This window comes from Streptomyces sp. NPDC088197, assembly GCF_044741185.1.
In the GTDB taxonomy this organism is placed as follows: Bacteria; Actinomycetota; Actinomycetes; order Streptomycetales; family Streptomycetaceae; genus Actinacidiphila.
The window spans coordinates 306,631-332,707 of the sequence record NZ_JBIUSD010000006.1 but is presented as its reverse complement, the minus strand read 5'-3'; the positions used below and the strand labels follow the sequence as shown (position 1 = coordinate 332,707).

General features: G+C 73.3%; 20 protein-coding genes. 6 read left to right on the top strand and 14 right to left on the bottom strand.

Annotation, left to right across the window (positions count from 1 at the left end):
• Nucleotides 1-115: 115 nt before the first annotated feature.
• Nucleotides 116-1,132 carry a GNAT family N-acetyltransferase gene (locus ACIOC1_RS17795; protein WP_401855201.1) on the bottom strand — a complete coding sequence of 339 codons (1,017 nt, stop codon included), beginning with the start codon at nucleotides 1,130-1,132 and terminating at the stop codon, nucleotides 116-118.
• A gap of 97 nt (nucleotides 1,133-1,229) precedes the next feature.
• Nucleotides 1,230-1,874, bottom strand: a complete 645-nt coding sequence (locus tag ACIOC1_RS17790; protein ID WP_401855198.1) for a uridine kinase — start codon at nucleotides 1,872-1,874, stop codon at nucleotides 1,230-1,232.
• Nucleotides 1,875-2,120: 246 nt separating this feature from the next.
• On the opposite strand from ACIOC1_RS17790, the gene ACIOC1_RS17785 reads away from it, so the two are divergent.
• Both ACIOC1_RS17785 and ACIOC1_RS17780 read left to right on the top strand, forming a co-directional pair.
• Nucleotides 2,121-2,315, top strand: coding sequence for a hypothetical protein (locus ACIOC1_RS17785; RefSeq protein WP_188279792.1), 195 nt, complete (start codon nucleotides 2,121-2,123; stop codon nucleotides 2,313-2,315).
• Between the two features lie 192 nt (nucleotides 2,316-2,507).
• The gene (locus tag ACIOC1_RS17780; RefSeq protein ID WP_401715745.1) at nucleotides 2,508-4,142 is read left to right on the top strand and encodes a hypothetical protein; all 1,635 of its coding nucleotides are present in this window, start codon (nucleotides 2,508-2,510) and stop codon (nucleotides 4,140-4,142) included.
• A gap of 205 nt (nucleotides 4,143-4,347) precedes the next feature.
• Here the strand turns inward: ACIOC1_RS17780 and ACIOC1_RS17775 are convergent, their stop codons facing one another.
• On the bottom strand, nucleotides 4,348-5,859 hold the full coding sequence (locus ACIOC1_RS17775) for a PLP-dependent aminotransferase family protein (RefSeq protein ID WP_355347155.1): 1,512 nt from the start codon (nucleotides 5,857-5,859) through the stop codon (nucleotides 4,348-4,350).
• 64 nt (nucleotides 5,860-5,923) lie between these two features.
• On the opposite strand from ACIOC1_RS17775, the gene ACIOC1_RS17770 reads away from it, so the two are divergent.
• Together ACIOC1_RS17770 and ACIOC1_RS17765 are read left to right on the top strand one after the other, a co-directional pair.
• Nucleotides 5,924-6,754, top strand: a complete 831-nt coding sequence (locus ACIOC1_RS17770) for a YitT family protein (RefSeq protein ID WP_401855193.1) — start codon at nucleotides 5,924-5,926, stop codon at nucleotides 6,752-6,754.
• A 256-nt stretch (nucleotides 6,755-7,010) separates the two neighbouring features.
• A complete protein-coding gene (locus tag ACIOC1_RS17765; protein ID WP_093713023.1) occupies nucleotides 7,011-7,385 on the top strand; it encodes an RNA polymerase-binding protein RbpA in 375 nt (124 codons plus the stop codon).
• Between the two features lie 173 nt (nucleotides 7,386-7,558).
• Here the strand turns inward: ACIOC1_RS17765 and fxsA are convergent, their stop codons facing one another.
• From fxsA to ACIOC1_RS17735, 6 genes are all read right to left on the bottom strand, one after another.
• Nucleotides 7,559-8,161, bottom strand: a complete 603-nt coding sequence (gene fxsA / locus ACIOC1_RS17760) for an FxsA family membrane protein (protein ID WP_355347151.1) — start codon at nucleotides 8,159-8,161, stop codon at nucleotides 7,559-7,561.
• Between the two features lie 152 nt (nucleotides 8,162-8,313).
• Nucleotides 8,314-9,078 carry a polyprenol monophosphomannose synthase gene (locus tag ACIOC1_RS17755; protein WP_355347148.1) on the bottom strand — a complete coding sequence of 255 codons (765 nt, stop codon included), beginning with the start codon at nucleotides 9,076-9,078 and terminating at the stop codon, nucleotides 8,314-8,316.
• Nucleotides 9,078-10,691 carry an apolipoprotein N-acyltransferase gene (gene lnt, locus ACIOC1_RS17750; protein ID WP_355347145.1) on the bottom strand — a complete coding sequence of 538 codons (1,614 nt, stop codon included), beginning with the start codon at nucleotides 10,689-10,691 and terminating at the stop codon, nucleotides 9,078-9,080. The genes ACIOC1_RS17755 and lnt overlap by 1 nt, the downstream gene beginning before the upstream one ends.
• 847 nt (nucleotides 10,692-11,538) lie before the next feature.
• Entirely contained in the window at nucleotides 11,539-13,194 is a 1,656-nt protein-coding gene (locus ACIOC1_RS17745; RefSeq protein WP_401855188.1) for an amidohydrolase, read from the bottom strand.
• 106 nt (nucleotides 13,195-13,300) lie between these two features.
• Nucleotides 13,301-13,741, bottom strand: coding sequence for an Lrp/AsnC family transcriptional regulator (locus ACIOC1_RS17740; protein ID WP_355347139.1), 441 nt, complete (start codon nucleotides 13,739-13,741; stop codon nucleotides 13,301-13,303).
• 90 nt (nucleotides 13,742-13,831) lie between these two features.
• Complete coding sequence (locus ACIOC1_RS17735; protein WP_401855185.1) at nucleotides 13,832-15,088, bottom strand: FAD-binding protein; 1,257 nt, start codon at nucleotides 15,086-15,088, stop codon at nucleotides 13,832-13,834.
• Between the two features lie 332 nt (nucleotides 15,089-15,420).
• Here ACIOC1_RS17735 and ACIOC1_RS17730 point away from each other — a divergent pair, with 332 nt between their 5' ends.
• Nucleotides 15,421-15,873 carry a hypothetical protein gene (locus tag ACIOC1_RS17730; protein ID WP_401307219.1) on the top strand — a complete coding sequence of 151 codons (453 nt, stop codon included), beginning with the start codon at nucleotides 15,421-15,423 and terminating at the stop codon, nucleotides 15,871-15,873.
• Between the two features lie 51 nt (nucleotides 15,874-15,924).
• Here the strand turns inward: ACIOC1_RS17730 and ACIOC1_RS17725 are convergent, their stop codons facing one another.
• On the bottom strand, nucleotides 15,925-17,136 hold the full coding sequence (locus tag ACIOC1_RS17725; RefSeq protein ID WP_401855182.1) for an acyl-CoA dehydrogenase family protein: 1,212 nt from the start codon (nucleotides 17,134-17,136) through the stop codon (nucleotides 15,925-15,927).
• 1,036 nt (nucleotides 17,137-18,172) lie between these two features.
• Here ACIOC1_RS17725 and ACIOC1_RS17720 point away from each other — a divergent pair.
• Entirely contained in the window at nucleotides 18,173-19,846 is a 1,674-nt protein-coding gene (locus tag ACIOC1_RS17720) for a serine/threonine-protein kinase (protein ID WP_401855180.1), read from the top strand.
• A gap of 15 nt (nucleotides 19,847-19,861) precedes the next feature.
• On the opposite strand, the gene ACIOC1_RS17715 is transcribed toward ACIOC1_RS17720, so the two are convergent.
• The 4 genes from ACIOC1_RS17715 to ACIOC1_RS17700 all read right to left on the bottom strand — a co-directional run bounded on the left by ACIOC1_RS17715 (nucleotide 19,862) and on the right by ACIOC1_RS17700 (nucleotide 25,876).
• The gene (locus ACIOC1_RS17715; protein ID WP_355347213.1) at nucleotides 19,862-21,118 is read right to left on the bottom strand and encodes an SLC13 family permease; all 1,257 of its coding nucleotides are present in this window, start codon (nucleotides 21,116-21,118) and stop codon (nucleotides 19,862-19,864) included.
• A gap of 152 nt (nucleotides 21,119-21,270) precedes the next feature.
• A complete protein-coding gene (locus ACIOC1_RS17710) occupies nucleotides 21,271-23,460 on the bottom strand; it encodes a putative bifunctional diguanylate cyclase/phosphodiesterase (protein WP_401855178.1) in 2,190 nt (729 codons plus the stop codon).
• The gene (locus ACIOC1_RS17705; protein WP_391050623.1) at nucleotides 23,457-24,272 is read right to left on the bottom strand and encodes an SAM-dependent methyltransferase; all 816 of its coding nucleotides are present in this window, start codon (nucleotides 24,270-24,272) and stop codon (nucleotides 23,457-23,459) included. Before ACIOC1_RS17705 ends, ACIOC1_RS17710 begins: the two co-directional genes overlap by 4 nt.
• Before the next feature lie 353 nt (nucleotides 24,273-24,625).
• Complete coding sequence (locus ACIOC1_RS17700; RefSeq protein WP_355347117.1) at nucleotides 24,626-25,876, bottom strand: carbohydrate-binding protein; 1,251 nt, start codon at nucleotides 25,874-25,876, stop codon at nucleotides 24,626-24,628.
• Nucleotides 25,877-26,077: the final 201 nt, after the last annotated feature.

The following is a 26,077-nucleotide window of genomic DNA, read 5'->3' as shown; positions in this document are numbered from 1 at the left end:
AGTGGGTACATCGGGGGAATCGGACCGTGTTCCCGAGGTGATGCCGCTCACTGCGGACCGGCCGAGTGAGCCGCATCACGCCTAAATGCCCGATTTAATACGCTACTTGGGGATATCAGTAGCTGCCGGGCGAGCCGCCGATCCGGCCGTCGAGCGACCTGCTGAGCCGGTACGCGACCGGCCGGAAGCCGACCGCGGGCCAGTGCCCCGCCGCCAGCGGTGAGGCGGAGTGCCAGCGGGCCGACATGTAGCGGTGGCCGTGGTCGTACGCCCAGGCCAGCGCGGTGGCGAGCAGGACGCGGCTGACGCCCTCGCCGCGCGCGGAGGGTTCGACGTACGCCTCGGCCAGCTCCACGCAGGACTCGGGGATCACCGGGTCGGGCGTGGCGGGGACCAGCAGCACCATGCCGATCTCCTCGCCCCTGCGGGAGGCGATCCAGGCGCCGCTGCGCGGGTCGCCGAGCGCGTCGGCGTAGTAGACCCGCAGGGCGGCGAGCGCGCGTTCCGGCTGGGGCTGGAACACCGCGGACTCGCGCTGCCTGCGCGAGGACTCGGCGGCCATCCGGCCGATCTGCGGCAGGTCGCCGACGCCCGCGCGCCGGATGCCGAGCCCTTCGACGCCGCGCGGCTGGCGCCCGCGCGCCTTGACCGCCATCAGACCGTGCACCAATTCGCGGCCGAAGCCGAGGTCCGCCCAGGGCAGGGTGGCGGTCTCCCCCGAGGGCACGTCGACGTAGTGGACCAGCCGTCGCTCCGCGACGAGCCGGGCCGCGACGCGGGCGTACAGCGCGCGCAGCACCTCCGACTCGCGTCCGCCGGGCAGCGCGTGACCGCCGTGCGGGACCAGCGCGGAGTGCGGGTGGCTGCGCAGCCCCGCCGGGTCGTCCTGGGTGAGGTCCACCGGGACGGCGGCGAGGTGTCCGATCAGGCCGCCGTCGCCGTCGAGCGCGCGGGCGGCCTCGAGACCCGGAACGCCGATCAGCTTGCCCAGCAGCTCCTCACCGCGCACGGGGCCGTCGGCGAGCCACGAGCGTTGCGACGGCGGGCGGCGGGCGCGCGCGAACCAGCGGTCGTAGCGCTGCACGGCCTGGGGTATGTGCTCGGTGGTCAGCGGCGCGATGGCGACAGTCATGGTGGATGGGGACGCTAGCGGGGTGCGCGGTCCCACGGCAAGGCGAGGCCGGACCGGCGGCGGCCGGGAGGTCAACGGGCTTACGCGCGAGGGTCGTTCAGCCTGTCCAGGCGGGGTGTCTCGGGTCGTCGGCACGTACCAGGACATCGGCGGTCTGTTCCGGCATCGCCTCCCGGTCGTAACGGTCGAATGCGGGCAGCGTCCACCGGTCGGCCTGCGCCGTGCGCCGCTCCAGCGCGGCCGGGGACAGCCGCAGATGGACCGTCAGATCGAACGGCAGCCCCTGCCCGAGGAGCAGCGGCCCGTCGAGTACGAGGACGCCGCCGGGCGGCAGGCGCACGTAGTCGGCGCGCGTGGCGCGGTCGGTGGCGGCGTCCCACAGTGTCGGCAGGACGCGGCCCGAGCCGCCGGTGCCGAGCGGGTCGAGCACTTCGCGGCCCAGCGCGCCGGTGTCCAGCCAGAGCTGGTAGTACGCGTCGGCGTCCTGGTGGCCGTACTCGTAGCGCAGGGACGCGGGCCGCAGGAAGTCGGCGGCGCGCACCCGGAGCACGCGGCGGCCGAGAGCGGGCAGCGCGGCGGCGACGGCGTCCGCCAGATCGCCGGGGCGGGCGGCGTCCGCGCCGTCCACGGCCACCCGCCACCAGGGCCCCGGCCCGTCCGCGCTCACCCCCGCGGTCGCGTCCGCGATCCGCTCGGCGAGGGTGTCGGCCAGCCGTGACCAGGTGATCGGGGTGAGCTGCACACCGGCCATCCTGCACCGCCGTCACCCGTTCGGGCGACTTCACTGCGCCAGGAGCGGGGCGGGGGGCGCGGTGGGCACATGAACCGGTCCTGGCGGGCAATGCTCGCGCCGGGCACCGTTCGCCGCCTCCCCCACATGGTGGAAATTCGCTACAAATCACTCATTTGCCACCGTGCGTGATCTATTACTTTTTGTGAGCCTGGAAGAACTCATGGTGACCGTCCCCATCACCCAGGAGAAAGCCCAATGATCCTGTCGATCTCCGGCGTCGTCCTACTCGGCGTCATCTGCTTCCTGTTCTTCCGCAAGGACGGGCTGAAGGTGTCCCACGGCCTCGTCTGCGCCCTCTTCGGCTTCTACCTCGCGGGCACGGCCATCGCCCCGAGCATCAAGGCGGGCGGCGCGAGCCTGGCCAGCCTGCTGGGCGGGATCAAGGTCTAGGGCCCCGGCCCGGGACCTGGCCGTCGCCGGCGGGCGGCCACTCCAGTACGGGCCCGGCGCGGTCGTCCGCTCCGGGCCCGTGTCCATTCCGGCCGCCGCCCGTCCCCCCGCCGCACCCTCAGGGCGCCGCCCTTCCCCACGCGGCCCTTCCCGCACCCGAAGCCCGAACCCGAACCACCCATGGAGCACCCCGTGGCCAGGCGTCCCCTTCCCAGCATTCTGACCAGCCGACCCGCGCTCGTCCGCGGGCGCGATCTGGCGCGCACCGCGGCAGACAGCGCCACCGACGTGCTCCATCCGGTCATCACCATCGCCCGCGGCATGCGCAAGCAGGTGCTGTGGGCGGGCGGCTGGTGGGGCCGCACCCCCAAGGACCGCCGCGGCCCCGCGCTGCTGCTGGCCGCCGCGGGCGTGGTCGTCGTCGTGATGATGCCGTACGGCCCGCTGCTGGCGATCGGCGCGATCATGGCGTCCGCCGCGTGGATGGGCCGCGACCGCACCCCCGCCGCCCCGGCGGGCCCGAGCGAGGCCGAGACCGGCCGGCTCCAGGCGCTGTACGAGGCGCTGGTGCCGTACCTGTCGGACGCCGGGGACCCCGCGCCGCTGTACGCGCACGAGGGAAGCTGGCAGAAGGTGTTCAGCGAGTACGAGTTCCAGGGCGGTCGGCTCGCCCGGCTGCACCTGCGCTACCCGGCGTACTTCACCGACGGCGAGGCCGAGTCGCGCGCCCGGGTGGAGCAGCTTCTGCACGCCAAGGCGGGCCGGGGCCGGGAGTACCGCTTCGACTGGAACGAGGAGGAGAACCACCTCACCCTCACCGCGCTGGCGCCGCTGCCGACCGACATCGTCGCGCAGCGCTTCATCACCTCGCCCGGCGAGACGGTCCTCGGCTTCACCGACGCCGGGGCCGTCCAGCGGACGGTGCCGGTGACCGGCGGCGAGGGCACCAGGGACGCCCCGCCGGTCGTCTGGCGCACCGGCCCCCGCTCCACCGAGCCGCACCTGCTGGCGCTCGGCCAGCCCGGCACCGGCACCACCAGCCTGCTGCGGTCCATCGCGCTCCAGGCGCTGGTCCACGGTGACGTGGTGGTCGTGGACGGCAGCGGCACCGGTGAGTACGCGTCCCTGATCGGGCGGCCCGGCGTCCTCGCCGTGGAGGGCGGCCTGTCCGGCGCCTCCGCCACCCTCGAATGGGCCGCGCACGAGACGGAACGGCGGCTCATCGCCGTCAACCGGGCGCGGCAGAACGGCGATCCGGTCTCCGAGGACGTACGCCGTCCGCTGTGGATCCTGGTGGACCGGCCCACCGCGCTGACCCAGCTCGCCCTCGCCGAGGGGCGGCCCGACCCGCAGACCCTCCTCGACGTCCCGCTGCGGCACGGGCGCGCGGCCAATGTCGCCGTCGCCGTCGCCGACCAGCTCGACGCCACGGAGGCGCTCGCGCCCGTCGTGATCGCCCAGACCCGGGCCCGGGTCGTCCTCGGGCCGCTCGCCCCCGAGCACGTCGAGGCCGTTCTCGGCGCCCCGCAGCGCACCACCCCGGCCGCCGATGTTCCCCCCGGCCGCGGGTACGCCCGGCTCGGCACCGGGCCCGTCCTGCGCCTCCAGGTGCCCTCCACTCCCGACCCCTACGACGACGAGTGCGCCCAGTCGCACCGCGACGCCGTCCTCGGCCTCCTCCCCACCACCTCCGAGGCCGAGGCCGACTCCGACTCCGTCGAGGTCCCCGAGCCCGAGGAGTCCTCTCCCGCCGTCCTCGAACCGGCCCCCGTCGCCCTCCGCAAGGACGCCGTCGTCCGCACCGTCGCCGACCTGGAACTCGGCTAGCCCCTAGCCTCGCGGCGGGACGTGCCCCGTAGGGGCGCGGGGAACTGCGCGACCAGCCGTCGCGGCGGCGAGCTGTGAGAACCGGCCCCGGCGGGGCAGTCGCTGTCGTGTCCGGGCTGACAGCCCGTCGTGGCTGGGCGCGCAGTTCCCCGCGCCCCTGAAAGAGCGGCGCGCCGCCCCGGCGCAAAGGGGCCGCAGAGGGGCCCTAGGCCACGAAGAGGCCGGTGGTTTCGCCGTCGGCGGCGCCGCCGGAGCGGACGACGTGGGCGGCTTGGGCAAGCCGGGCGGCAGCCTCAACGGCGGCGGCCCCGCTGACGGTGAAGGGAAGCCGGATGTACGGCTCAAAGGCGCCGTCGACGCCGAAGCGCGGCCCGGACGGCACGCGGACACCGAGCCGTTCACCGGCGACGGCCAGCCGCGAGCCGGACACGTCACCGGTGTGGACCCACATGGTCATACCGCCGCGGGGCACCGCGAAGTCCCAGTCGGGAGTGTGCTCACGCAAGGCGGCGACGAGGTCGTCGCGACACTCGCGGGCCCGCTCGCGGCGAGCCGCGAGGGCCAGGTCCCAGCCGCCGCCGCGCAGCAGCCAGGCGACGGCGAGCTGGTCGACGACGGGCGAGCCGATGTCGAGGTAGGCGCGGGCCGAGACCAGGCGGCGTACGACGTCCGGGGTGGTGCGGACCCAGCCGATCCGCAGCCCCGCCCAGACCGCCTTGCTGGCGGAGCCCACGGTCATGACGGTGCCGCCGCGGTCGAAGGCGGCCATCGGCCGCACCCCCGACTCCTCACCGTCCAGGACGAGTTCGGCCATCGTCTCGTCGGCCACGACGACGGTGCCCGCCGCGCGCGCGGCCTCGACCAGGTCGCGCCGCTGGTCCTCCCCGATGAGACTGCCGGTCGGGTTGTGGAAGTCCGGCATGACGTACGCCATGCGCGGCGCGGCGTCCCGCAGCACGCGCCGCCAGGCGTCCATGTCCCAGCCGCCGAGCCCCTCGCGCAGCGTGACCGGCACGAGCCGGGAGCCGGTCTCGCGGAAGAGCTCCAGCACATTGGCGTAACTGGGCGACTCGACGGCGACCCGTTCCCCGAAGCCGACCAGCCGCCGGGCCGCCGCCGCGATGGCGCCCATCGCCCCGGTGGTCACCATGATCTGCTCCGGCATGGTGGGCACACCGCGCGCGGTGTAGCGGTCGGCGATGGCCTCGCGCAGCACCGGCAGCCCCGCCGGGAAGTCGCCGTGCGTGGCGGCGTAGGCGGGCAGTTCGGCGAGCGCGCCCTCCATCGCGCGGGTCAGCCACGGCTCGGGCGCGGGCAGCGAGGCGCAGCCGAGGTCGATCACGGACCCGGCGGCGTCCGGCGGCAGCGGCTCCAGGCTGCGCGAGGGCAGCACATGGCCGTCGGGGATCGCGGTCCAGCTTCCGGCGCCGCGCCGCGAGCGGGCGAATCCCTCGGCGCGCAGCGCCTCGTAGGCGGCGGCGACGGTGGTCCGGCTGACGCCGAGCGCGAGAGCCAGTTCCCGTTCCGCGGGCAGCCGCGCGGCGACCTGTACCCGGCCTTCGAGCACCAGCAGCCTGATCCCGTCGGCCAGCCCCCGGTAGGCGGGCAGTTTGCGCCCGTGGCCCGCCGCCGCTCCGGCGCCGCGGCCGCTTCGCGGGCGCGGTTCGAGAAGCCGGGCGAGGTGCGCGGCGCCGACCGTCGCAGTCCACTGGGACACAGAAATCAGTCCACCTTCCACAGATTGGCCGTGGATCCGAAGCACTTACAGGCCACAGAGTGGCATGTGCGCCAACACGTCCGCCAGGGGGGTTCCGTTGTTCTCGTCGTTCCCGCACCCGTCGCTCTCGCCGGTCCCGTACCGCCGCCTCGTCCGTCTCTACGTCGGGCTGGTCCTGTACGGGGCCAGCTCAGCGCTGATGATCCGCGCCGCGCTCGGCCTGGACCCGTGGGACGTCTTCCATCAGGGGCTGTCCCGGCTGACCGGACTGAGCATCGGCGTCGTCTCCATTGTCGTCGGCGCGGCCGTTCTCCTCCTGTGGTGGCCGATCCGGCAGCGCCCCGGCCTCGGCACGGTCTCCAACGTCTTCGTCGTGGGCCTGGCGATGGACGGGACCTGCCGCCTGGTGCCGCACGTGGAGGCCCTGGCCGTACGCGTCCCGCTGCTGGTGGCCGGGGTGGCGCTCAACGGCCTGGCGACCGGCCTCTACATCACCGCCCGTTTCGGCCCCGGACCGCGCGACGGCCTGATGACCGGCCTGCACCGCAGGACCGGCCGTTCCGTACGGCTGGTGCGTACCGGCATCGAGGTGACCGTGCTGGCCGCCGGTTTCGCGCTGGGCGGCGGCGTGGGGGTCGGTACGGTGCTCTACGCGCTGGCCATCGGCCCGCTCGCGCAGTTCTTCCTGCGGGTCTTCGCGGAACCGGAGGGAGCGCCGGGTCCGAGCGTGACCAAGGACGCGAACAGGGACCGGGCCACGGACGCGACCAGGGACGGGGAGGCGAATTCGGATACGAATTCGGGTGCTGACGCGGGCTCGACCCCGGACGTAATGCCCGCTTCTGCGGTGATTCGTCGGGACGCGCCCGAACGCGCTGCGGTCGATCCGATTTAGCCGGAGGCGGTGCGGACCGGTAGTGTACGCGGTTGGCCCAGCAGCTTGACCGTTACTGCACGCAAAAGATATGACGACACCGGGTGACATCTCCGCTCAGATGTGACAAACCGGGCACCGGTGGGTACAAACAGGGGCGACACGACGGGCGACGCATCTCCCTAAACGGGAATCTTCACCGCCGACCGGACGTTGACCGGATGACGACGACAGCGACACCTGTCCTGTGGGCGACCAAGCCCGGGAGGCACGATTCATGAGTGAGCGAGCTCTCCGCGGCACGCGACTCGGGGCCACCAGCTACGAGACCGACCGCGGTATCGATCTGGCCCCGCGCCAGACCGTTGAGTACGCATGCCGGAACGGACATCGATTTGAGATGCCGTTCTCGGTTGAGGCCGAGATTCCGCCGGAGTGGGAGTGCCGCGCCTGCGGCCAGACCGCCCTGCTGGTGGACGGAGAGGGCCCGGAGGAGAAGACGACCAAGCCCGCGCGCACGCACTGGGACATGCTGATGGAGCGGCGCACGCTCGAGGAGCTGGAGGAGGTGCTGGCCGAACGGCTGGCCGTCCTGCGCTCCGGAGCGATGAACATCGCCGTGCATCCGCGCGACAACCGCAAGAGCGCCTGACAGCGCGGGCTCACCCATGGGGGCGCCCCAGGGATCACCTCCCCGGGGACCAAGGCCCCCCGACACTTCCCCGCCGGGGGCGGAGCACCTGCTCCGCCCCCGGCGGGTTTTTGCGTGGCACGGCGCTGATCCCGAGATCCGCGGGGCGCGGACCGCCGGACCCGCGCGCGTGATCAGTCCCGGTGGTCGACGACCTCGCCCTGGATGACCTTGCCGTCGGGCTTGTGGATCCGGATCTGCTCGTTGGCGTCCCGCGCCTGCTGGAAGAGGTCGCCGACGGAGCCGGGCTCCCCGGCGGCGGGCCGCGCCGCGAGGGCGCGGGCGTTGAGCCGGTCGACGCCCTTGCCGATGAGCCTACGGGTCGGCGGGAAGAGCAGGAACAGCGCCACGGCGTCGGAGAGGAAGCCGGGGATGATCAGCAGCAGGCCGCCGAGCATCGCCAGTCCGTTGCGCCCCTTGCTCTCGGCGGGCGGGGTCGGGGCCGCGTTCGGGTCCCGCGCGGCCTGCGCCTGGGCGGCCTGCACCTGCGCGGTCAGATTCCGCCACGCGCTGCGCCCGGCCCGCTTGACCGCGCTCGCGCCCAGTATCAGCCCGGCGACGATCAGCAGGAAGACCGTCAGCCCGCTGGTCGCCCCCGCCACCACGATGAGCAGCCAGATCTCCAGCACCGCCCAGGCCGCGACAGCCAGCGGCAGGATGGTGCGGACGCGCGAACGGCGCCGTCGCCGCGGGCCGGGCTGCTGCGGACGGACAGAGGGCGGAGTGCTCATCGTCATAGCTCAAGTGTGCCAAAGATCAGGTAAAGACCGGATCGGTGGACGCTTCCCTCTTCGGGTTCCGCGGGGGATTCCCGCGGTCGCCCGTGCGCACGTCCGCGCGTCCCGCCCCCGCATGCCCCACGAAGGGGCTCAGGGGGCCGTGGGCGGCCTTACGCCTTGCGGCCGACGATCTTGCCCGCCCGGGAGCCCACGCCCCACGCGGTGACCCGCCACAGCGCCTCGACCACGATGTTGCGGCTCATCTTGCTGTCGCCGCGCTCGCGTTCGACGAAGGTGATCGGCACCTCGACCACGTGGAAGCCGCCCTTGACCGCGCGCCAGGCGAGGTCCACCTGGAAGCAGTAGCCGGCGGAGGCGATCTCGGCCATGCCGAGACCTTCCAGCGTCTCCTTGCGGAAGGCGCGGTAGCCGCCGGTCACGTCACGGATCGGGACGTCCAGCAGGAGCCGGGAGTAGGTGCTGCCGCCGCGCGACAGATACTCGCGGGACTTCGGCCAGTTGACGACCCGTCCGCCCGGGATCCAGCGCGAACCGAGCACCAGGTCCGCGCTCTTGAGCGCGGTCAGCAGCCGGGGCAGTTCCTCCGGCTGGTGGGAGCCGTCCGCGTCCATCTCGACCAGGACGCCGTAGCCGTGGTCGATGCCCCACTGGAAGCCGGCGAGGTACGCCGCGCCCAGGCCCTCCTTGCCCTGCCGGTGCAGGACGTGGACCTGCTCGTCGGCGCCCGCCAGCTCGTCGGCGAGCTTCCCGGTGCCGTCCGGGCTGTTGTCGTCGGCGACGAGGATGTGGGCGTCGGGTACCGACGTGCGCACCCGCTGCACGATCGGCTTGATGTTCTCGGCCTCGTTGTAGGTCGGGATGATGACCAGAACCTTGCCGAGCGGCCCGAAGCTCCGCTGCTCGCCGTCGTTCACTACTGCCCCTTTGCCATGCCCATGCGTGTGCGGTCGCGCCTGCCGAGCGCGAAGGCGACCGCACAGGACAGGAGCCCAACAATAGCGAGTGACCACTCAGGAAACGTACCGACGCGGTCGGCGAGAGTGATCTCGTCGCGCAGCGGGATGTCGGCACTCAGCACCTGCTGGGTGAACTCCGCGCTCTGCTGTTCGATCTTGCCATCAGGAGCGACGATCGCACTGATTCCGCTGGTCGCGGCGGTGACGATGGCGCGGCCGTGCTCGACGGCGCGCAGCCGGGACATGGCGAGCTGCTGTTCGGGCTGGCCGGTGCGGCCGTAGGTGGCGTTGTTGGTCTGGACGACCAGGGCCCGCGCCCCGGCTTTCACCGTGTCGCGCACGATGCCGTCGTAGGCGACCTCGAAGCAGATCACGTCGCCGAGTTCGGCCGGACCGATCCGCATCACGCCGGTGCCCTTGCCGGGGTAGAAGTCCCGCGGGATCTGGTTGAGCATCGGGACGACCTTGGTCAGCGCCTTGCGGAAGGGCACGTACTCGCCGAACGGCACCGGGTGCTGCTTGGTGTAGTGGGCGCCGGGGCCGGTGACCGGGTCCCACACGATGCCCTCGTTCTGCACGTGGTCCTCGTCCGGGCCGTCGACCAGGGCGCCGACCAGCACCGGCACGCCCACCGCTTTCACGGCCTCGGTGATCTTGTCGTACGCCTCCGGGTACGTGAAGGGGTCCAGGTCGGAGGAGTTCTCCGGCCACAGCACGATGTCGGGCTTGGGCACCTTGCCCGCCTCGATGTCGGCGGCGAGCTTGAGGGTGGCCTGTACGTGGTTGTTGAGGATCTGCATCGGTCGGCCGAGGAAGTGCATGCCGGGCTGCTGCACATTGCCCTGGACGACGGCGACGCGCACGTGGCCGACGGCATTGGTGTGCACCGGCACGAGCAGGCCGGACAGCAGGACGGCCACCGACAGGGCCAGGGCGGTCACGCCCGGCAGAACGGCGGCGCGGCGGGCTTTGTACGCCCGGTACCCGGCCAGGGCCGCCGCGGCCAGCAGCGTGCCGCTGAGCGCCACCGCGAAGGTCACCAGCGGGGCGCCGCCGAGCGCGGCGAGCGGGGTGTACGGGGAGGCGGTGTTGGCGAACGCCAGGCGCCCCCACGGGAAGCCGCCGAACGGCAGCCGGTCGCGTACCAGCTCCTGTGCGACCCACAGGCACGCGGTCCACAGCGGCCAGCCGGGCAGCCGCCGGGCGAGCACGATCAGCGCGGCCATCAGCACGAGATACGCCGCCTCGACCGCCGACAGCAGCGGTACGGCCAGCCAGATCACCGAGCGCAGCCACACCAGGAGCCACAGGAAGAAGGGGAACGCGAAGGCGAAGCCCAGCCAGGCCGCCTGGCGCACCGTCCTGCCCTCGAGCACCAGTGCCAGGGCCGCCACCGCCACCACCGACAGCGGCCACACCCCGTACGGCGGAAACGCCAGCGCCAGCGCGCAGCCGCTCACCGCGGCCACCGCCGACCTGGGCGCGGCCGCCCGCGCCGCCGCCGCGAACCGCTCGCGGCGCGACGCCTTCCCCTCCGCCCCAACCCCTGGCGCCGCTGACGGCTCCGTCAACGGCTCAACCGCGGTCGCCGCGGAAACGGTGTCGGGTCGCGGGCGCACGTCGCGGCCTTTCTTGCAGGTGAAGTGGTGATGAAGGCGACGGTACCCCGCCCCACCCGCCTGGGGGCACCCCCGGACGAAGTCTGGGGACCCCCAGGCCGCGGAACAGGGAACGGAAGGGCAGCGGAACGGGCCCAGGCGCCCATCGGGCCGACCTGGGACCCTCCCCCAGACTGCGGGAAGACAACGGAACGGGCCCGGACGCCCATCGGGCCAACGCGGGACCCTCCCCCAGACTGCGGGAAGGCAACGGAACGGGCCCGGACGCCCATCGGGCCAACGCGGGACCCTCCCCCAGACTCCGTCCGGGGGGACCCCCAGACTGCGGGAAGGCAACGGAACGGGCCCGGACGCCCATCGGGCCAACGCGGGACCCTCCCCCAGACTGCGGGAAGGCAACGGAACGGGCCCGGACGCCCTTCGGGCCGACCTGGGACCCGCTGGCTGCGGGTCAGTACCAAGGCCGTTGTCTACTGGGCGTCCGGGCCCTTCCCGGGTCACACCTGCCGACCGGGGCGCGTACGCGTTCCGGCGCCGCTGACGCTGGACCTGGCTGCCAGTGGCGGCGTGCACGTGCGGCGCGGCGCCCCATGGCCCAGCGGCGGTCGACAGAACCGCGGAGGGCCCCCGGTCCGACGTCCTGTGGTGGACTTGGCCGAACCTACTCGCCTCCGACCATCGGCTGTCAACACCCCCTTGACCTGCGGGGTTTCGCCAAATCAGCAGGTCAGTGCGGGGCCCTGCGACACGCCGCGACAGGCCGAGGGCACACCGTTCGGCCGCATGTGCCGAGCGATGCTCACCCGTTCGGCCGCTCGAAGACGGTACGGCCGCCGACGACGGTGCGCAGGGCGGACGGAAGCGGGCGTCCGGGGGTGAGATCGGGCAGGCCCGGGGTGCCGGAGCGCGGGTCGGTGGACCAGTTGGCGACGCGTTCGTCGGGGGCCTGGACGACGAGGTCGCCGCTGTCCCAGACGGCGTAGTCGGCGGGGGCGCCGGGGACCAGGACGCCGGTGTCGTCCCGCCCGATGGCGCGCCAGCCGCCACGGGTGTGGGCGTTGAAGGCGGCGCGAGCCGAGACGCGGTGCTCGGGGGTGCGGTGGAAGGCGGCGGCGCGGACGGCGCCCCAGGGGTCGAGCGGGGTGACGGGGCTGTCGGAGCCGAGGACCAGCGGCACCCCGGCACGGGTCATGGCGGCGAAGGGGTTGAGGTCGCGGGCCCGGTCGGCGCCGAGCCGGTCGGCGTACATGCCGTCCTCACCGCCCCAGGCCGCGTCGAAGGCGGGCTGCACGGAGGCCACGAGGCCGAATTCGGCAAAGGCCGCGATGGTGTCGGGGGTCATCAGTTCGGCGTGCTCCACGCGGTGCCGCAGGGCCCTGACGCGTTCCAGGCCGACGGCCGCGGCGGCGGCCCGTACGCCGTCGACGACCGCGCCGATCGCCGCGTCCCCGATGGCGTGGAAACCGGCCTGGAGGCCCGCTTCCGTGCAGAGGGTGAGGTGGCGGGCGATGGTCTCGGCGTCCAGGTAGCTGACGCCGGTGTGCGGCGCGTCGGCGTACGGGGCGTGCAGGCAGGCGGTGTGGGAGCCGATCGAGCCGTCCACGAAGAGGTCGCCGCCCGCGCCGATCGCGCCGAGGTCCCTGACCCGGTCGAGGTCGGCGGGGGCGGACGCGGCCTGCGCCCAGTAGCCGAAGACCCGCGGCCCGGCGTCGGCGGCGGCCAGCGCGAGGAGGCCGATGAGGTCGTCCTCGGAGGAGATGTCGGGGCCCGCGCACTCGTGCAGCGCGCCGATGCCCTGTTCCGCGGCGTGCAGCAGCGCGGCGCGCTGGGCGGCGGCGCGCTGGGCGGGGGTGACGGCGGCGTACGCGGCGCGGCGTACCGCGTGGTGCGCGTCGCGGGTCAGCGGCGCCTGCGGGTCGAAGCCGGGCTCGTCCCGGACGCCGGGCACCAGGTCGAGCAGCGCGGTGCTGACGGCGGCCGAGTGGACGTCCGTACGGGTCAGGTAGAGGGGTCGTCCGCCGACCGCCTCATCCAGCTCCGCGCGGGTCGGTGTGCGCCGCTCGGGCCACCGGCTCTCGTCCCAGCCGTGGCCGAGCAGCACGCGGTCGGCGGGCCGCTCGGCGGCGTACGCGGCCGTACGGGTCAGCGCGTCGGCCAGCGACGCGGCGCCGGACAGGTCGAGGCCGGTGAGGGCGAAGCCGGTGGCGGTGGTGTGCACGTGCGCGTCGGTGAAGGCCGGGGTGACCAGCGCCCCTTCGAGCCGGACGACACGGTCCACGCCGTCCGCGAAGGAGTCCGCGGCCCCTTCGGAACCGACCCACGCGACGGTGCCGCCGTCCACGACCATCGCGGTCGCGAAGGGGTCGGCGGGGCTGTAGACGGCGCCGCCACGGAGCAGGACGGTTCCGGTCGGCGCGGGGGTGGCGGGGGGCTGCGGAGTGGAGGTGCGGTGCATGGGCACAAGTCTCCCCCGGTCGGGGCGCGCGCCGGACTCCGGGGTGGCGCCCCCGGCGCCTGCGCGCCTCCCGTGACGGCGGGTCCGCGGCGGCCGGAATCGCGGCTCAGACGCGCGGCGGCCTGGCCTCGTACGCCGTGGACAGGACGACCGTGGTGCGGGTGGAGACGCCCGCGAGGGTGCGGATCCGGGTCAGGAGGTGTTCCAGCTCGATGGGGGCGGAGACCCGCACCTTGAGGATGTAGTTCTCGTCGCCCGCGACGCTGTGGCACGCCTCGATCTCGGGGACCTCGGCGAGGCGGTCCGCGATGTCGTCGGGGGCGCTGGGGTCGAACGGTTTGACGGAGATGAAGGCCGTCAGGGACAGGCCGACCGCCTCGGGGTCGACGATGGCCGCGTAGCCGCGGATCACCCCGCGCTGTTCGAGCCTGCGCACGCGCTGGTGCACCGCCGAGGTGGACAGGCCGGTGGCCTTGCCCAGGTCGGTGTAGCTCATGCGCCCGTCGGCGACGAGAAGTTCCACGATGTGCCGGTCCAACTCCTCCATAGCGGATGACCTTACCCATAGGCACAGCGCCGCGTTACGTATGCATGTGCACGGTTCGGTCACATCCCGCGCCGGGTGTCGCCGTCGCGCTCACGCGGGCAGCAGCCGGTCCAGGTGGGCGTTGCTGAAGGTGCGGCCCGGATCCAGCTCGGCGGCCAGCGCCCGGAAGTCCGCCATACGGGGGTAGCGGGACCTGACCTCGGCGGCGTCGGCGACGTAGACCTTGCCCCAGTGCGGGCGCGGCGCGTACGGCGCGAGGCGCTGTTCGAGGCGGGCGAGGACGGGGAGGACGGCGGCGGTGTCCGGCACCCAGGTGAAGTGGAAGGCGACGCAGTCGTGCCCGTAGGCGGGGCTGAGCCAGAGCCGGTCGGCGGCGACGGTCCGCACTTCGCAGATCTGGAGCAGCGGCGCGATGTCGGCGCCGAGCCCGGCGAGGGCGTGGAGCGCGGGCAGGGCGTGTTCGCGGGGCAGCAGGTACTCGGACTGCAACTCGGCGCCGCTGCTGGGGGTGAATCCCGGCCTGAAGTGCGGCAGTCGCTCGTGCCAGGGTCCGGCCACGCCCTGCTGCGCGGTGCAGTTCACCGGGTCGGCGCCGGGGACGGGGTGCATCGGCCCGGTGGCGGGCGCGGCCCAGGGGAATTCGGGCGGGGGCGCGTCGGCGAGCTGCTTGAGCCAGACCTGCCCGAAGCGCGGCGCGCGCCAGTCGGTGAACATGCTGACGCTGTACGCGGCCCCGGTGATCGCGTCGAAGTGGCCGTCCAGGTCGGCCAGTTCGAGTCCGGTGAAGACGTGCTGGCGGAGGGCGAAGTCGGGGACCAGGTCGAGGGTGAGGGCGGTGACGACGCCGAGCGCGCCGAGCGAGACCACGGCGCCGTCGAAGCGGTCGCCGTCCTTGTCCCGGCTGAGCACGGCGACTTCACCGTCCGGGGTGACGAGTTCGAGGGCGCTGACGGAGGTGCCGAGGCCGCCGTTGGCGTTGCCGGAGCCGTGGGTGCCGGTGGCGACGCTGCCCGCCATCGAAATGTGCGGCAGTGACGCCATGTTGGGCAGCGCGAAGCCGGACTCGTGCAGCCGCTGGGCGAGTTCGGCGTAGCGGACGCCCGCGGCGACGCGGACGGTGGCCGCGGCCGTGTCGATGTCGATCTCCGGTGGCAGGCCGGAGAGTTCGACGAGGGCGCCGTCGGTGTCGGCGATGTCGTTGAAGGAGTGGCCGCTGCCCAGCACCCGCACGCGGCGGCTCGCGGCGACCAGGGAGCGCAGGGCGCCGGTCGACTCCGGGCGGTGCACCCGTTCCGCCGAGAAGGTGATGTTCCCGGCCCAGTTGGTCCGCATCCCACCGTCACGCATTACGCCGCCACCCGTCACGCATCACGTCGCCACGCATTCTGCCGAGCCGCTTCCACCGGTCGGCGGGGCCCTGCCCGGCCACGCCCGCTCGCACCTTATCCGGCACACCCGCAAGATGCCGCGCGGGGGCACGAGGGGTGCGCGGAGGCATGGTGAGGGCGCATGGACCGGGCAAAAGGCGGGATGTGATGAAGGCCACACCCCATGCATCCCTATGAGGTCGATGGCGTGATTACCCGCGTAGCGCGGCGGGAAGTGCTCGCTATGGCCGCGGGATTGACGCCGGGCCGGCCCGATGGAGGGCACATCCGTCCGATGGGGGAGACGCGAATATGCGTAACCATGTGCGCCACAACCGCAGTGAGCGGACCCAGCCGGCGCCCGAGGAGGGGCACGAACGCGAATTCGCGCTCGCGCTGCTGCCGGGACTGCCGGACGCCGACGACACGGATGACTCGTTCGAGGACGATCTCGACCTGGTCCGGGTGGACTGCCCGGAGTGCGCGCGGCCGATCGCGGTCTTCGCCGACGAGGACCGGCTTCCGGAGCACGCCCTGTGCCCCACGCCGTGGAACCCCTTCGGCCTGACCGTCTGCTCCGGCTCGGGCCGCCCCGTCGAGGAGGCCCGCCCCCTCGACGGCTCCCTGCCCGGTGAGGTCCACGACCTCGACCTCGGCACCCTCTTGGTCCTGCCCGACACCCTGGACTGGCGCACCCAGCCCTTCTCGCACGTGGGCGGCCCCGGCTCGCGCCCCTTCCGGGTACCGGCGCCCCGCGCGGCCTGATCCGGCGCCCCGACCGGGGCGCCGGGGTACCGCCCGCCGCCGGGCGACCGCTCAGCTCCGCGACTCGGGGCCCGCCACGTGGCGCGCGATCACCATGCGCTGGATCTGGTTGGTGCCCTCGACGATCTGCAGCACCTTGGCCTCGCGCATGTACCGCTCCACGGGGAAGTCGGCCGTGTAGCCGTAGCCGCCCAGGAGCTGGACGGCGTCCGTCGTCACCTGCATCGCCGCGTCGGTGCAGAAGAGCTTGGCCATGGCGGCCTGCCGGGAGAAGTCGAGACCGGCGTCGCGGGTCCTGGCCGCGGCCAGGTACAGGGCGCGGCCCGCCTCGATCTTGGTGGCCATGTCGGCGATCATGAAGCGCAGCCCCTGGAAGTCGGCCAGGGGCCGGGCGAATTGGCGCCGCTCCTTGACGTACGCGAGCCCGGCGTCCAGCGCGGCCTGGGCGAGGCCGACGGCGCAGGCGGCGATGCCGAGCCGCCCGGCGTCCAGCGCGGCCAGCGCGATGGCGAACCCCTGGCCTTCCTCGCCGATGCGGCGGCTGTCGGGGACGGTCACGCCGTCGAAGTGCACCTGCGCGGTGGGCGAGCCCTTCATGCCCATCTTCCGCTCGGGCGCGGCGGCGCTCAGGCCCGGCGCGTCGCCCGGCACCAGATACGCGGAGATGCCGCGCGCGCCGTCGCCGCCGCTGCGGGCCAGGACGGTGTAGAAGTCGGCGACCCCGCCGTGGGTGATCCACGCCTTGGTGCCGTCGATCGTCCAGTTCCCGCCGTCGCCGTCCGCGCCGCCGCCGTCCGCGCCGCCGCCGGTACGTACGGCGCGCGTCCGCAGGCTGGCCGCGTCGGAGCCCGCGGCAGGCTCGGAGAGGCAGTAGGCGCCGAGGAGGCTGCCGCCCAGCATGGCGGGCAGGTGCTCGGCGCGCTGTTCCTTGGCGCCGAAGTGCGCGAGCGCGTGGCAGGCGAGGGTGTGGACGCTGACGCCGAGGCCGATGGTGAGGCGGGCCGCGGCCAGTTCCTCCAGCACCTGGAGATAGACCTCGTACGGCTGGCCCCCGCCGCCGTGCTCCTCCGCGTACGGCAGGCCGAGCAGTCCGGTCTCCCCGATCAGCGCGAAGGTCTCACGCGGGAAGTGGCCCGCGTCCTCCTCCGCGGCGGCCGCGGGCGCGATCTCCCGCTGGGCCAGGTCCCGGGTGAGCGCGAGCAGATCCCGCGCCTCCTCGGTGGGCAGGTGGCGGACAACCGGCTGCGGGCCGTGCTGCGACATCGCGGCACGCTCCTCCCTGTCGGGGGCGTCGGCGGCACGCCCTGGGTGTGGCGGCGCCGTCGGTGGGCAGTGCCCATGAACCGATGGTCCCCTGCCGGGTCGCGGCACGCGGTGATCAGCGGTTCTGGCGCGTTGGAGTATGCCTGATCGGACGCGCCACGTCACGGGCGCGAGTGTGTCTTGTCTTTCCCGCCCGCCCACCCGTGCGGGTGCTTTCTTCGTCTGCGGGTGCCGCTTGTGCCTGGTCGGTGCCGGTCCGGGGCACCTCCTCGAAATGCGGCTACCTGGTCTCCCGTATCCGGTGCCCTTCTTGTCACCGCATTTCTGCGGGGGCACCCCGCCCCGTCCCCTCCTCGCCCGTCGGCGTCCGCCTGTCCGTGGATGGCCGGGGTGGGTGTCCAAGACCGTGAGGGCACCCCGAGCGTCCTCCACCCAAGGGGCTGCACGGGTGGCCCCCTCACACGGTCCGCAGGCGGACGGGTGCCAAGGACAGGCGGTTTCCGCCGATCCCCACGGCGGAGGAACAGTCGGCCTCCCTCACCGGTCCTTGGCACCTCCCTCAGCCGCAGCGCACGGGCGCACGCCGACGTCCCCGAGCACCCCTTCCCCAGCAACCCTCACCGACAGGCGGACGCCGACCACCTCACCCCCACGCACCCCCTCCCGGGACCCCCACCGGACCGCCCGACGCCGACGTACCGGAGCCCACCCACCCCCCTCCGCCACCCCCACCGGACAGTCGGACGCCGACGTACCCGGAGGGGACGGGCCGGGGTGCCCCCGCAGAAATGCGGTGACAAGAAGGGTGCCGGATGAGCAAAGAGCAGGTAGCCGCATTTCGAGGAGGTGCCCCGGACCGGCACCGACCCAGGCACAAGCGGCACCCGCAGACGAAGAAAGCACCCGCACGGGTGGGCGGGCGGGCGGGCGGGAAAAGAAGCACGACACGACTGGAGTGACAGATGAGTACGGCGACGGACGCGGATGAGTACGATCACGCTCCCACGGGGCCGCGAGCGGCCCTACGCTGCTGCCCATGGAGAGCTTGGACGCCACGGATCCGCGCACAGTCGGCGGATACCCGCTGTTCGCGCGGCTCGGCGCGGGCGGCATGGGACAGGTCTATCTGGCGCGCACCCCCGCCGGGAGGGCACTGGCGCTGAAGACCGTACGGTCCGAGTTCGGGCTCGACCCCGGCTTCGGGGAGCGGTTCGCGCGGGAGATCCGCCACGCGGACCGGGTGCGTTCGCCGTGGACGGTGGCGGTGGTGGACTACAGCCCGCCCGGCACCCGCCCCCCGTGGCTGGCGACGGAGTACGTGGCGGCGCCCTCACTGGCCGAGTGGGTCTCGGCGCACGGCCCGCTGCCGGAACCGGCCCTGGCGTCGCTGGCCGCCGAACTCTGCGAGGCGCTGCGGTCGGTGCACGCGGTGGGTCTCGCGCACCGCGACGTGAAGCCGTCGAACGTACTGCTCGGCCCTGACCGGCCGCTGCTGATCGACTTCGGTATCGCGCGGGCCGCGGAGGACTCCCGGCACACCAGGACCGGCGGGGTGATCGGCTCCCCCGGCTACATGGCGCCCGAGCAGGCGACCGCGGGCGCGTCCGCCGAGCCCGGCGACCTGTTCGCGCTGGCGGCCGTACTGGTTTACGCGGGGACCGGGCACGGCCCGTTCAACCGGCCGGGCGAGGAGCCGTCGACGCCCGCGCTGATGTACCGGATCGTGCATGAGGACGGCGACCTCACCGGGCTGCCCGACGCGGTGGCGCCGCTGGTCCACGCGTGCCTCGCCAAGGAACCGGCCGACCGGCCGACCGCCGAGGAGGCGCTGGCGCTGCTGCGGGAGGCGGGGCACCGTACGGGCGTGTGGCACGAGGTCCCGCCGCCCGGCCTCACCGACGAGCTGCGCGGCCGAGAAGCGCGGGTCCGCACGCTGCTGGCGGACCCGACGGCCGCCGTGGGGCCGTCGCCCTACTCCCCCACGGCGCCGCTGACCGCGCCCGGCCGCGGCCCCGGCTCCGGAGGCCAGACACCCGCTCCCCCGCACGCCGCGTACGCGCCGCCGCGTACACCGTCGCGCGTGTCGGGCCCCGTCCGGCCCACCGGGCCGTACTCCGGGCCGCAGCCCGCGCCGTGGGGTGCCGCGCGCCGCGCGCCGGGGATGGGCCGCGGTGCCCGCGTCGGACTGGTCGTCGCGGGCGTGCTGGCCCTGTGCGTGGTGGTCGGCGTGATCCTCGACCAGCAGCGCGGCTCCGGCGACGACAACAACGGGAATCCCGGCCCGAGCACGAGCACCCACACTTCCGCGCCCGCCGACGCGCTGCCCGCCTCGTGGGTCGGCACCTGGGTCGGTACGGGGCCCGGCAATCCGAGCGGCAGCGGCGGCCAGCCGCGCAGCGACCGGTTCACCGTCACGCTCACCCTGCACGCGGGGGCGCGCGGCGAGGCCGTCGGCCAGGACGTCAGCAACATCCCCGAGGCGGGCACGGGGGCGGAGCGGGGCTGTACGGAGGCGCTGTCGCTGGCGCAGGTCCGGGGGAACACCATGACCTTGCGGGTCACCGCCGCCGAGCCCACGGACCCCGACTCGTCGCTGACCTGTCTGACAGGGCATGAGTACTCCGTCTCCATGACGGACGCGCGCACCCTGCGGATCGAGGCGGGGCCGCAGGCCGAGGGCGCCCCGAGCACGCTCACCAAGCGGAGCTGACGGGGAAGGCGCCGGTCAGGTTCCGGTGAGCCGCAGGCCCGCCCAGAGCGCGACCGTGGAGGCGATGAGCGTCGGCGGCACCGTGAGCAGCCCGAGCCGGGTGAAGGTGCGCAGGTCGGAGTCGGTGCCGTGGTCGCGCAGCACGCGCCGCCACAGCAGGGTGGCGAGCGAGCCCGCGTAGGTGAGGTTGGGGCCGAGGTTGACGCCGATGAGCACGGCGAGCACGGGGCCGGGACCGCCCGCGGCGGCCAGCGGGAGCAGTGCGAGCACGGCGGGCAGGTTGTTGATCAGATTGGCCAGGACGGCGGCGAACGCGGCGGTCCCGAGCAGCGCGAGCAGGCCGCTGCCGTGCGGCAGCACCCGGTCGGCGGCGTCGGACAGCCCGTTGTCGACCACGGCCTTCACCACGACGCCGAGGGCGAGCACGAACAGGCAGAACAGCGGCCCGGCCGCCGCGACCAGGCCGCGGACCGTCGCCCGGCGGCGGCGCAGCGCCCGTACGCCCAGGACCAGCGCGCCCGCGAGCGCCGCCCAGGCGGGGTTGAGGCCGCCGAGCGAGGTGACCGCGAAGCCGGCCAGGGTCAGGCCGAGGACGACCAGCGTGAACACCGGTACGGCCGGCGGCTCGCCCTGCTCCGGCGGGTGCTCGCGGACGGCGAGGTCGGCGGCGAAGTAGCGGCGGAAGACGGCGTATTCGATGCCGACGGACAGCAGCCACGGCAGGGTCATCAGGAGCGCGAAGCGGGTGAAGGACACGCCGGCGGCCGTGAAGGCCAGCAGATTGGTGAGGTTGGAGACCGGCAGGAGCAGGGAGGCGGAGTTGGCCAGGTGCGCGGTCGCGTACAGGTGCGGGCGCGCCTTGGCGCCCGCCCGCGCGGCCGTCGCGATGATCACCGGGGTGAGCAGGACGACGGTCGCGTCCAGGCTGAGCACCGCCGTGACCAGCGCGGCCACGACGAACACCCCGGCCAGCAGCCGTTTGGGCTCGCCCCGGCAGGCCCGCGCGACCGCGTCGCCCGCCGCCGTGAACAGACCGTCGTCGGCGCACAGTTCCGCCAGGACGAGCACGGCCGCCAGGAAGCCGACGACCGGCAGCAGTTCCCTGGTCTCGTGCCAGGCGGCGGACGGCGTCACCGCCCCGATGCCGATGAGCAGTCCCGCGGCGGGCACCGCGGCCACCGCCTCGGGCCAGCCGCGCGGGCGCAGGACGGCGAAGCCGAGGACCAGCAGGAGAGCGAGGGCGGAGATCGTCTCCGCGACGGCGGTGTTCAGGGGGCTCTCCTCGGACGGACCACGGGCTCGCGTACCGCCTGATTCCACCACGTGGGCCGCGCGGCTCCGCCCCGACGGCCGCCCGACGCACTCAAGTGCGTCGTTTCTCACGGCCCCGCGCGCTGGCGGAGCCGTGACGGCGGACCGGGCGGCTAGCTTGCGTCGGCCAGCGACAGGGTGTGGAGCCGTTCCGGCGGGCCGGGGCGGGCGTAGTACCAGCCCTGGCCGGTGTCGCAGCCGAGGGCGCGCAGATGGTCGGCCTGGGTGCGGGTCTCGACGCCTTCGACGGTGACGGTCAGGTTGAGGGCGTGGGCGAGCGAGACGATGCCGCCGACGATCTTGAGGTCGACGGGGTCGGCGGCGTGGCCGCGCATGCCGCGGGTGAAGGAGCGGTCGAGCTTGAGGACGCTGACGGGGAGCCAGCGCAGGGAGGACAGGTTGGAGTAGCCGGTGCCGAAGTCGTCGAGGGCGATGGAGACGCCGAGGTCGACTATCTGCCGCAGGGGCTTGAGGGTGTCCTCGTCGGCGCCGATCAGAGCGCTCTCTGTGACCTCGAGGCAGAGCGAGGCGGGGTCGAGGCCGGTGTCCTCCAGGACGCGGGAGACCTCCTGGACCAGCTCGGGGTGGTGCAGCTGGATCGGTGAGAGGTTGACATTGACCCGTGGCGGCGGACCGCCGCCGATGTGCTCGCTCTGCCAGGCGTACGCCTGGCGGGCGGCCCGCTCCAGGACCCAGCGGCCGAGGCCGACGATGTGTCCCGTGCTCTCGGCCAGCGGGATGAACTGGTCGGGCCCGAGTATGCCGTGGGTGGGATGGCACCAGCGCACCAGCGCTTCGGCGCCGTGCACGGCGCCGTCGTCGAGGCCGACGAGGGGCTGGTACTCGATGAAGAACTCGTCGTGTTCCAGGGCGCTCGGGAGCTGGTTGGTCAGGCCGTGCCGGGTGATGGCGCGGGCGTCGGCGACCGGGTCGGCGACCTCGTACCGGTTGCCGCCCTGTTCCTTGGCGCGGTACATCGTGATGTCGGCGCTGCGCAGGACGTCGGCGGCGATCCGGGACTCGACGGGGCCGTGGACGATGCCGATGCTGCCGTGGACGGGCAGTTCGCGGCCGTCGAGCAGGACGGGGGCGGACAGCGCGTCCAGGATGCGTTCGGCGAGCGCGGTGACGGCGGCGAGGCTCGGCGGGTCAGTGTAGAGGGCGACGAATTCGTCGCCGCCGATCCTGGCGACGAGCTGGTCGGGCGAGGTGACGCAGGACTGGAGGCGTTCGGCGACGGCGACGAGGAGCTGGTCGCCCACCGCGTGGCCGAGGCTGTCGTTGACGGCCTTGAACCCGTCGAGGTCGAGGTAGCAGACGCCGATCCGGCTGGTGCCGTTGGCGGGGTCGGCGTCGAGCGCGGCGTCGAGGCGTTCGAAGAACAGGGCGCGGTTGGGCAGTCCGGTGAGCGCGTCGTGGGTCGCCTGGTGGCGCAGTCGGCGCAGCAGTCCGCGCCGTTCCGTGACGTCCTCGACGAGCGCGAGCTGGTACTGCGGGCGGCCGGTGGCGTCGCGCAGCAGGGACGCCCGGACGTTGGCCCACAAGATGGTGCCGTCGACCCGCTGGTAGGCGCGCTCGACGTCGTACGTGTCGCGTTCGCCGCGTACCAGTTCGCCGTTGAGCCGGCGGGTGCCGGTGCCGGTGCCGTCGTCCTTGTGGACCCACTCGGTGACATTGCGGCGCATGGTCAGGGATTCGCTGCCGAACATCCGGGTCATCGCGTCGTTGACCTCGAGGACTTCCCCGTCGAGGTCGGCGATGCCGATGCCGAGGGCGGCGCCCTCGAAGACGGCGCGGAAGCGGGCCTCGCTGGCGGCCAGGGCGCCTTCGGCGTCGCGCTGGGCGTCCAGGGCGGCGCGGATGATGGACTCCTGCTCGCGCAGGGTGCGTTCGCGCAGGGCCCGCGAGAAGCCGACGGCGACCGCGTGCTGGAGGCGTGAGCAGCGGGCCCGGCAGTCGTCGGTGTCGAGGCCGGGGCCCGGCGGGCAGTACAGGACGAGGTAGGCGTCGATGACGCCGAGGATGCTGGGCAGCGCCTCGGGGTCGGTGCAGTGCGCGGCGACCAGGGCGGTGCCGACCTCGGCGGCCGGGCGGGGGTCGAACGGGCGGCCCCTGAGGGTGTCGCTCAGCACACGGGTGAGCGGCACCAGGTGGTCCTCGAACTCGGCGCGGGTCATCGAGGTGACCGTCACCGGGTAGATGGCGCGTGCCCAAATGGCGGCGAATCTGCGCAGATTGTCGCCGGGGCGTGCGTCGGGCGCGTGCACGCCCTCGTTTCCGGCCGCGGCCGGGAGCGCGGTCACGCTTTCAGCCCCACACCGGCGAGACCGTGGAGTACGGCGGGGTCGTCGTCGTCGCTGAGCGGGGCCTCGGGGCGCCAGTGCGGCAGCGGGACGACGCCGGGCTCGACGAGTTCGAAGCCGTCGAAGAAGCGTTCCACCTCTTCTTTGGTGCGCATGATCAGCGGGGTGGCGGTGCGCTGGTAGACGGCCTGGACGCCGCGCTGTCCGGAGGGGACGGGGCCGAACTGGAGGGTGGCGTGGGTGACGACCAGGACGCTGCCGGGGGCCAGCGCGTCGCGCAGCGCGGCGACGACCTCGTTGGGATGGTCGGCGTCGGACAGGAAGTGCAGGACGGCGACGAGCAGCAGGCCCATGGGGCGGTCGAAGTCCAGCAGCCGCTTGGTCTCGGGGTTGTCCAGCACCGAGCCGGGGTCGCGGAGGTCGGCGGCGGCGATGGTCGCCTTGTCGTTGCCCTCCAGGACGGCGCGGCTGTGGGCGACGGCGACCGGGTCGTTGTCGACGTACACCACGTGGGCGTCGGGGTTGGCCCGCTGCACCACCTCGTGCACATTGCCGAAGGTGGGGATGCCGGAGCCGATGTCGAGGAACTGGTCGATGCCGCGGTCCATCGCGAAGCGCACGGCGCGGTGCATGACCGCCCGGTTGGCCTGGCCGATCTTGGGCGCCCCCGGCATGGCCCGCATGGCCAGCCGCGCCGCCTCCCGGTCCACCTCGAAGTTGTGCGAGCCACCGAGGAAGTAGTCGTAGATCCGGGACACGCTGGGCACCGTCAGGTCGATGCCCTGCGGGGCCCAGGAAGGACGGTCGGTCACGGTTGCTGTCTCCAGGTCATCGGGCTCAACGGGCGCGTCGCACACGGTGGTTCGGCCGACGGGCGCGCACCTGTCTACCCTGTGAGGCTACTGATCACGTGTTCGGAGTGAAACACGCGACCGGAGATCCAGGGTCCGTTTTTGGTCAACAACCACCAGCATGTGCATATGCGAAAACGCGCAGATGCGGACTCGCGCACACACCAGCGCGGGTCCGCTGCCGGTGACGGCCGCGGACCCGCGATAGATTTTCGGACAGCATCAGACCAGTTCAGACCAGTTCGACCGACAGCGGTTCGGCGGCCTGTGCGGTCGCCGCCCCGGAACGTCGGACGGTCGCGGTCGGCGGCCGGTCAGCAGGTGCCCTCGTCCTGCCACACGCCCCACTCACCGGTGGTGCCGGGCTCCTCGTTGGTGGTCCACCACTTGGCCTTCCACTTGTGCCCGTTGTGCGCCACCTCGTTGCCGCCGACGTAGACGGCGGAGGCGGCCCACTGGGCGACCGTGCAGGTGCCGCCGCCGGGCGGGGTGGTCGGCGGCGTGGTCGGCGGCGTCGTGGGCGGGTTGGTGGGAGGCGTGGCGCCCGCGAACTTCACCGAGTACTTGGCGAAGTCCCAGGAGTTCTGCGCCACGCTGCTGCACGTGCCCGAGGTGCTGCCGTTGTTGTCCGGCGGGCTGCACTGGCGGTCGCGGTTGAGCGACCAGAAGGTGAAGCGGCCCATGCCGTGGCTGGTCGCGTAGTCCAGCACGGTCTGGAAGTCGGCCTGGTAGAAGAACTCGCCGGTGTCGCTGCGGCCGTTCATACCGGAGAAGCCCTCGTGGGCGTACGCGGTGGCGGTGTCCCAGCCGAAGGTGGTCTTCAGCAGGCCGTTGAAGGCGGTGAGCGCGCTGGTCTGCGACGCCGCCCCGTTGAAGCCGCCGTCGAAGGGCATGATCGAGAAGTTGTTGGGGGTGAAGCCCTGCGACTTGGCCTCGTTGAGCATCTGCTGGCCGAACCAGCCGGTGCCCGCCGCGGTGCCCGCCGTGGTCACCGAGATGAACAGGCCGGGGTTGTTCTGCTGGAGGATCTTGGCCGCGCCGATCTCGCGCGCGACGGCCGCGGTGTTCTCGTACTCCGGCTCCTCCAGGTCGAAGTCCATCGCCTTGAGCTGGTACTTGGTGATGACCTGCTGGTACGCGGCGGCCGTGGACGCGGCGTCGGAACACGCCTGGCCGAGCTTGGTGCCGCCGTAGCCGCCGATGGAGACGGACACGTCTCCGCCCTTGGCCCGGATCGCGGAGATCACGTTCGCCACCGCGGTGTCGGAGGACACCGCACTGGTCCCGTCCCATGTGGGGCTGCACCCACCGCCGTTGGGGGCGAGGATGAAGGCGAGCTGGAACGCCTTCAGGCCGGTCGCGTCCATGATGGCGGTCGCGCTCGGCGGGTTGTTGTCGTTGGGCATCAGATACGGGGCGGCGGCGTACCAGTTGTTGGTCAGGGCGTTCGTCGAGACCGTGGCTCCGCTGGCCTGACTTGGGCCGAGAGCGGCAACGGTACCGAGCCCGGCCACGGCCAGGGCGACGGCGGCCACGCCCGAGCCGATTGCTTTGAGACGGTTCACGTCTAGCCTCCTGTGGGGGAACGTGGCAGACAGAATCCTGCGGTGACGCGAACCCGTCAATAGTTGGTCCAGACCTTTGGACTAAACCACGAATTGGTCTCTACCACTTCGAGTCCAATTCCCCACGTGCGACGGCCTGTCCACCCCCGCACGCACCCCGCACGCACCCCGCACGCACCCCGCACGCACCCGGCCCCGCCC

Coding starts and splice junctions, on each gene's coding strand:
- ACIOC1_RS17795 (WP_401855201.1), bottom strand. CDS start 1,132: ATGACTGTCGCCATCGCGCCGCTGACCACCGAGCACATACCCCAGGCC.
- ACIOC1_RS17765 (WP_093713023.1), top strand. CDS start 7,011: ATGAGTGAGCGAGCTCTCCGCGGCACGCGACTCGGGGCCACCAGCTAC.
- ACIOC1_RS17720 (WP_401855180.1), top strand. CDS start 18,173: ATGGAGAGCTTGGACGCCACGGATCCGCGCACAGTCGGCGGATACCCG.
- ACIOC1_RS17735 (WP_401855185.1), bottom strand. CDS start 15,088: ATGCGTGACGGTGGGATGCGGACCAACTGGGCCGGGAACATCACCTTC.
- fxsA (WP_355347151.1), bottom strand. CDS start 8,161: ATGACGATGAGCACTCCGCCCTCTGTCCGTCCGCAGCAGCCCGGCCCG.
- ACIOC1_RS17725 (WP_401855182.1), bottom strand. CDS start 17,136: ATGTCGCAGCACGGCCCGCAGCCGGTTGTCCGCCACCTGCCCACCGAG.
- ACIOC1_RS17740 (WP_355347139.1), bottom strand. CDS start 13,741: ATGGAGGAGTTGGACCGGCACATCGTGGAACTTCTCGTCGCCGACGGG.
- ACIOC1_RS17730 (WP_401307219.1), top strand. CDS start 15,421: ATGCGTAACCATGTGCGCCACAACCGCAGTGAGCGGACCCAGCCGGCG.
- ACIOC1_RS17770 (WP_401855193.1), top strand. CDS start 5,924: ATGTGCGCCAACACGTCCGCCAGGGGGGTTCCGTTGTTCTCGTCGTTC.
- ACIOC1_RS17745 (WP_401855188.1), bottom strand. CDS start 13,194: ATGCACCGCACCTCCACTCCGCAGCCCCCCGCCACCCCCGCGCCGACC.
- ACIOC1_RS17785 (WP_188279792.1), top strand. CDS start 2,121: ATGATCCTGTCGATCTCCGGCGTCGTCCTACTCGGCGTCATCTGCTTC.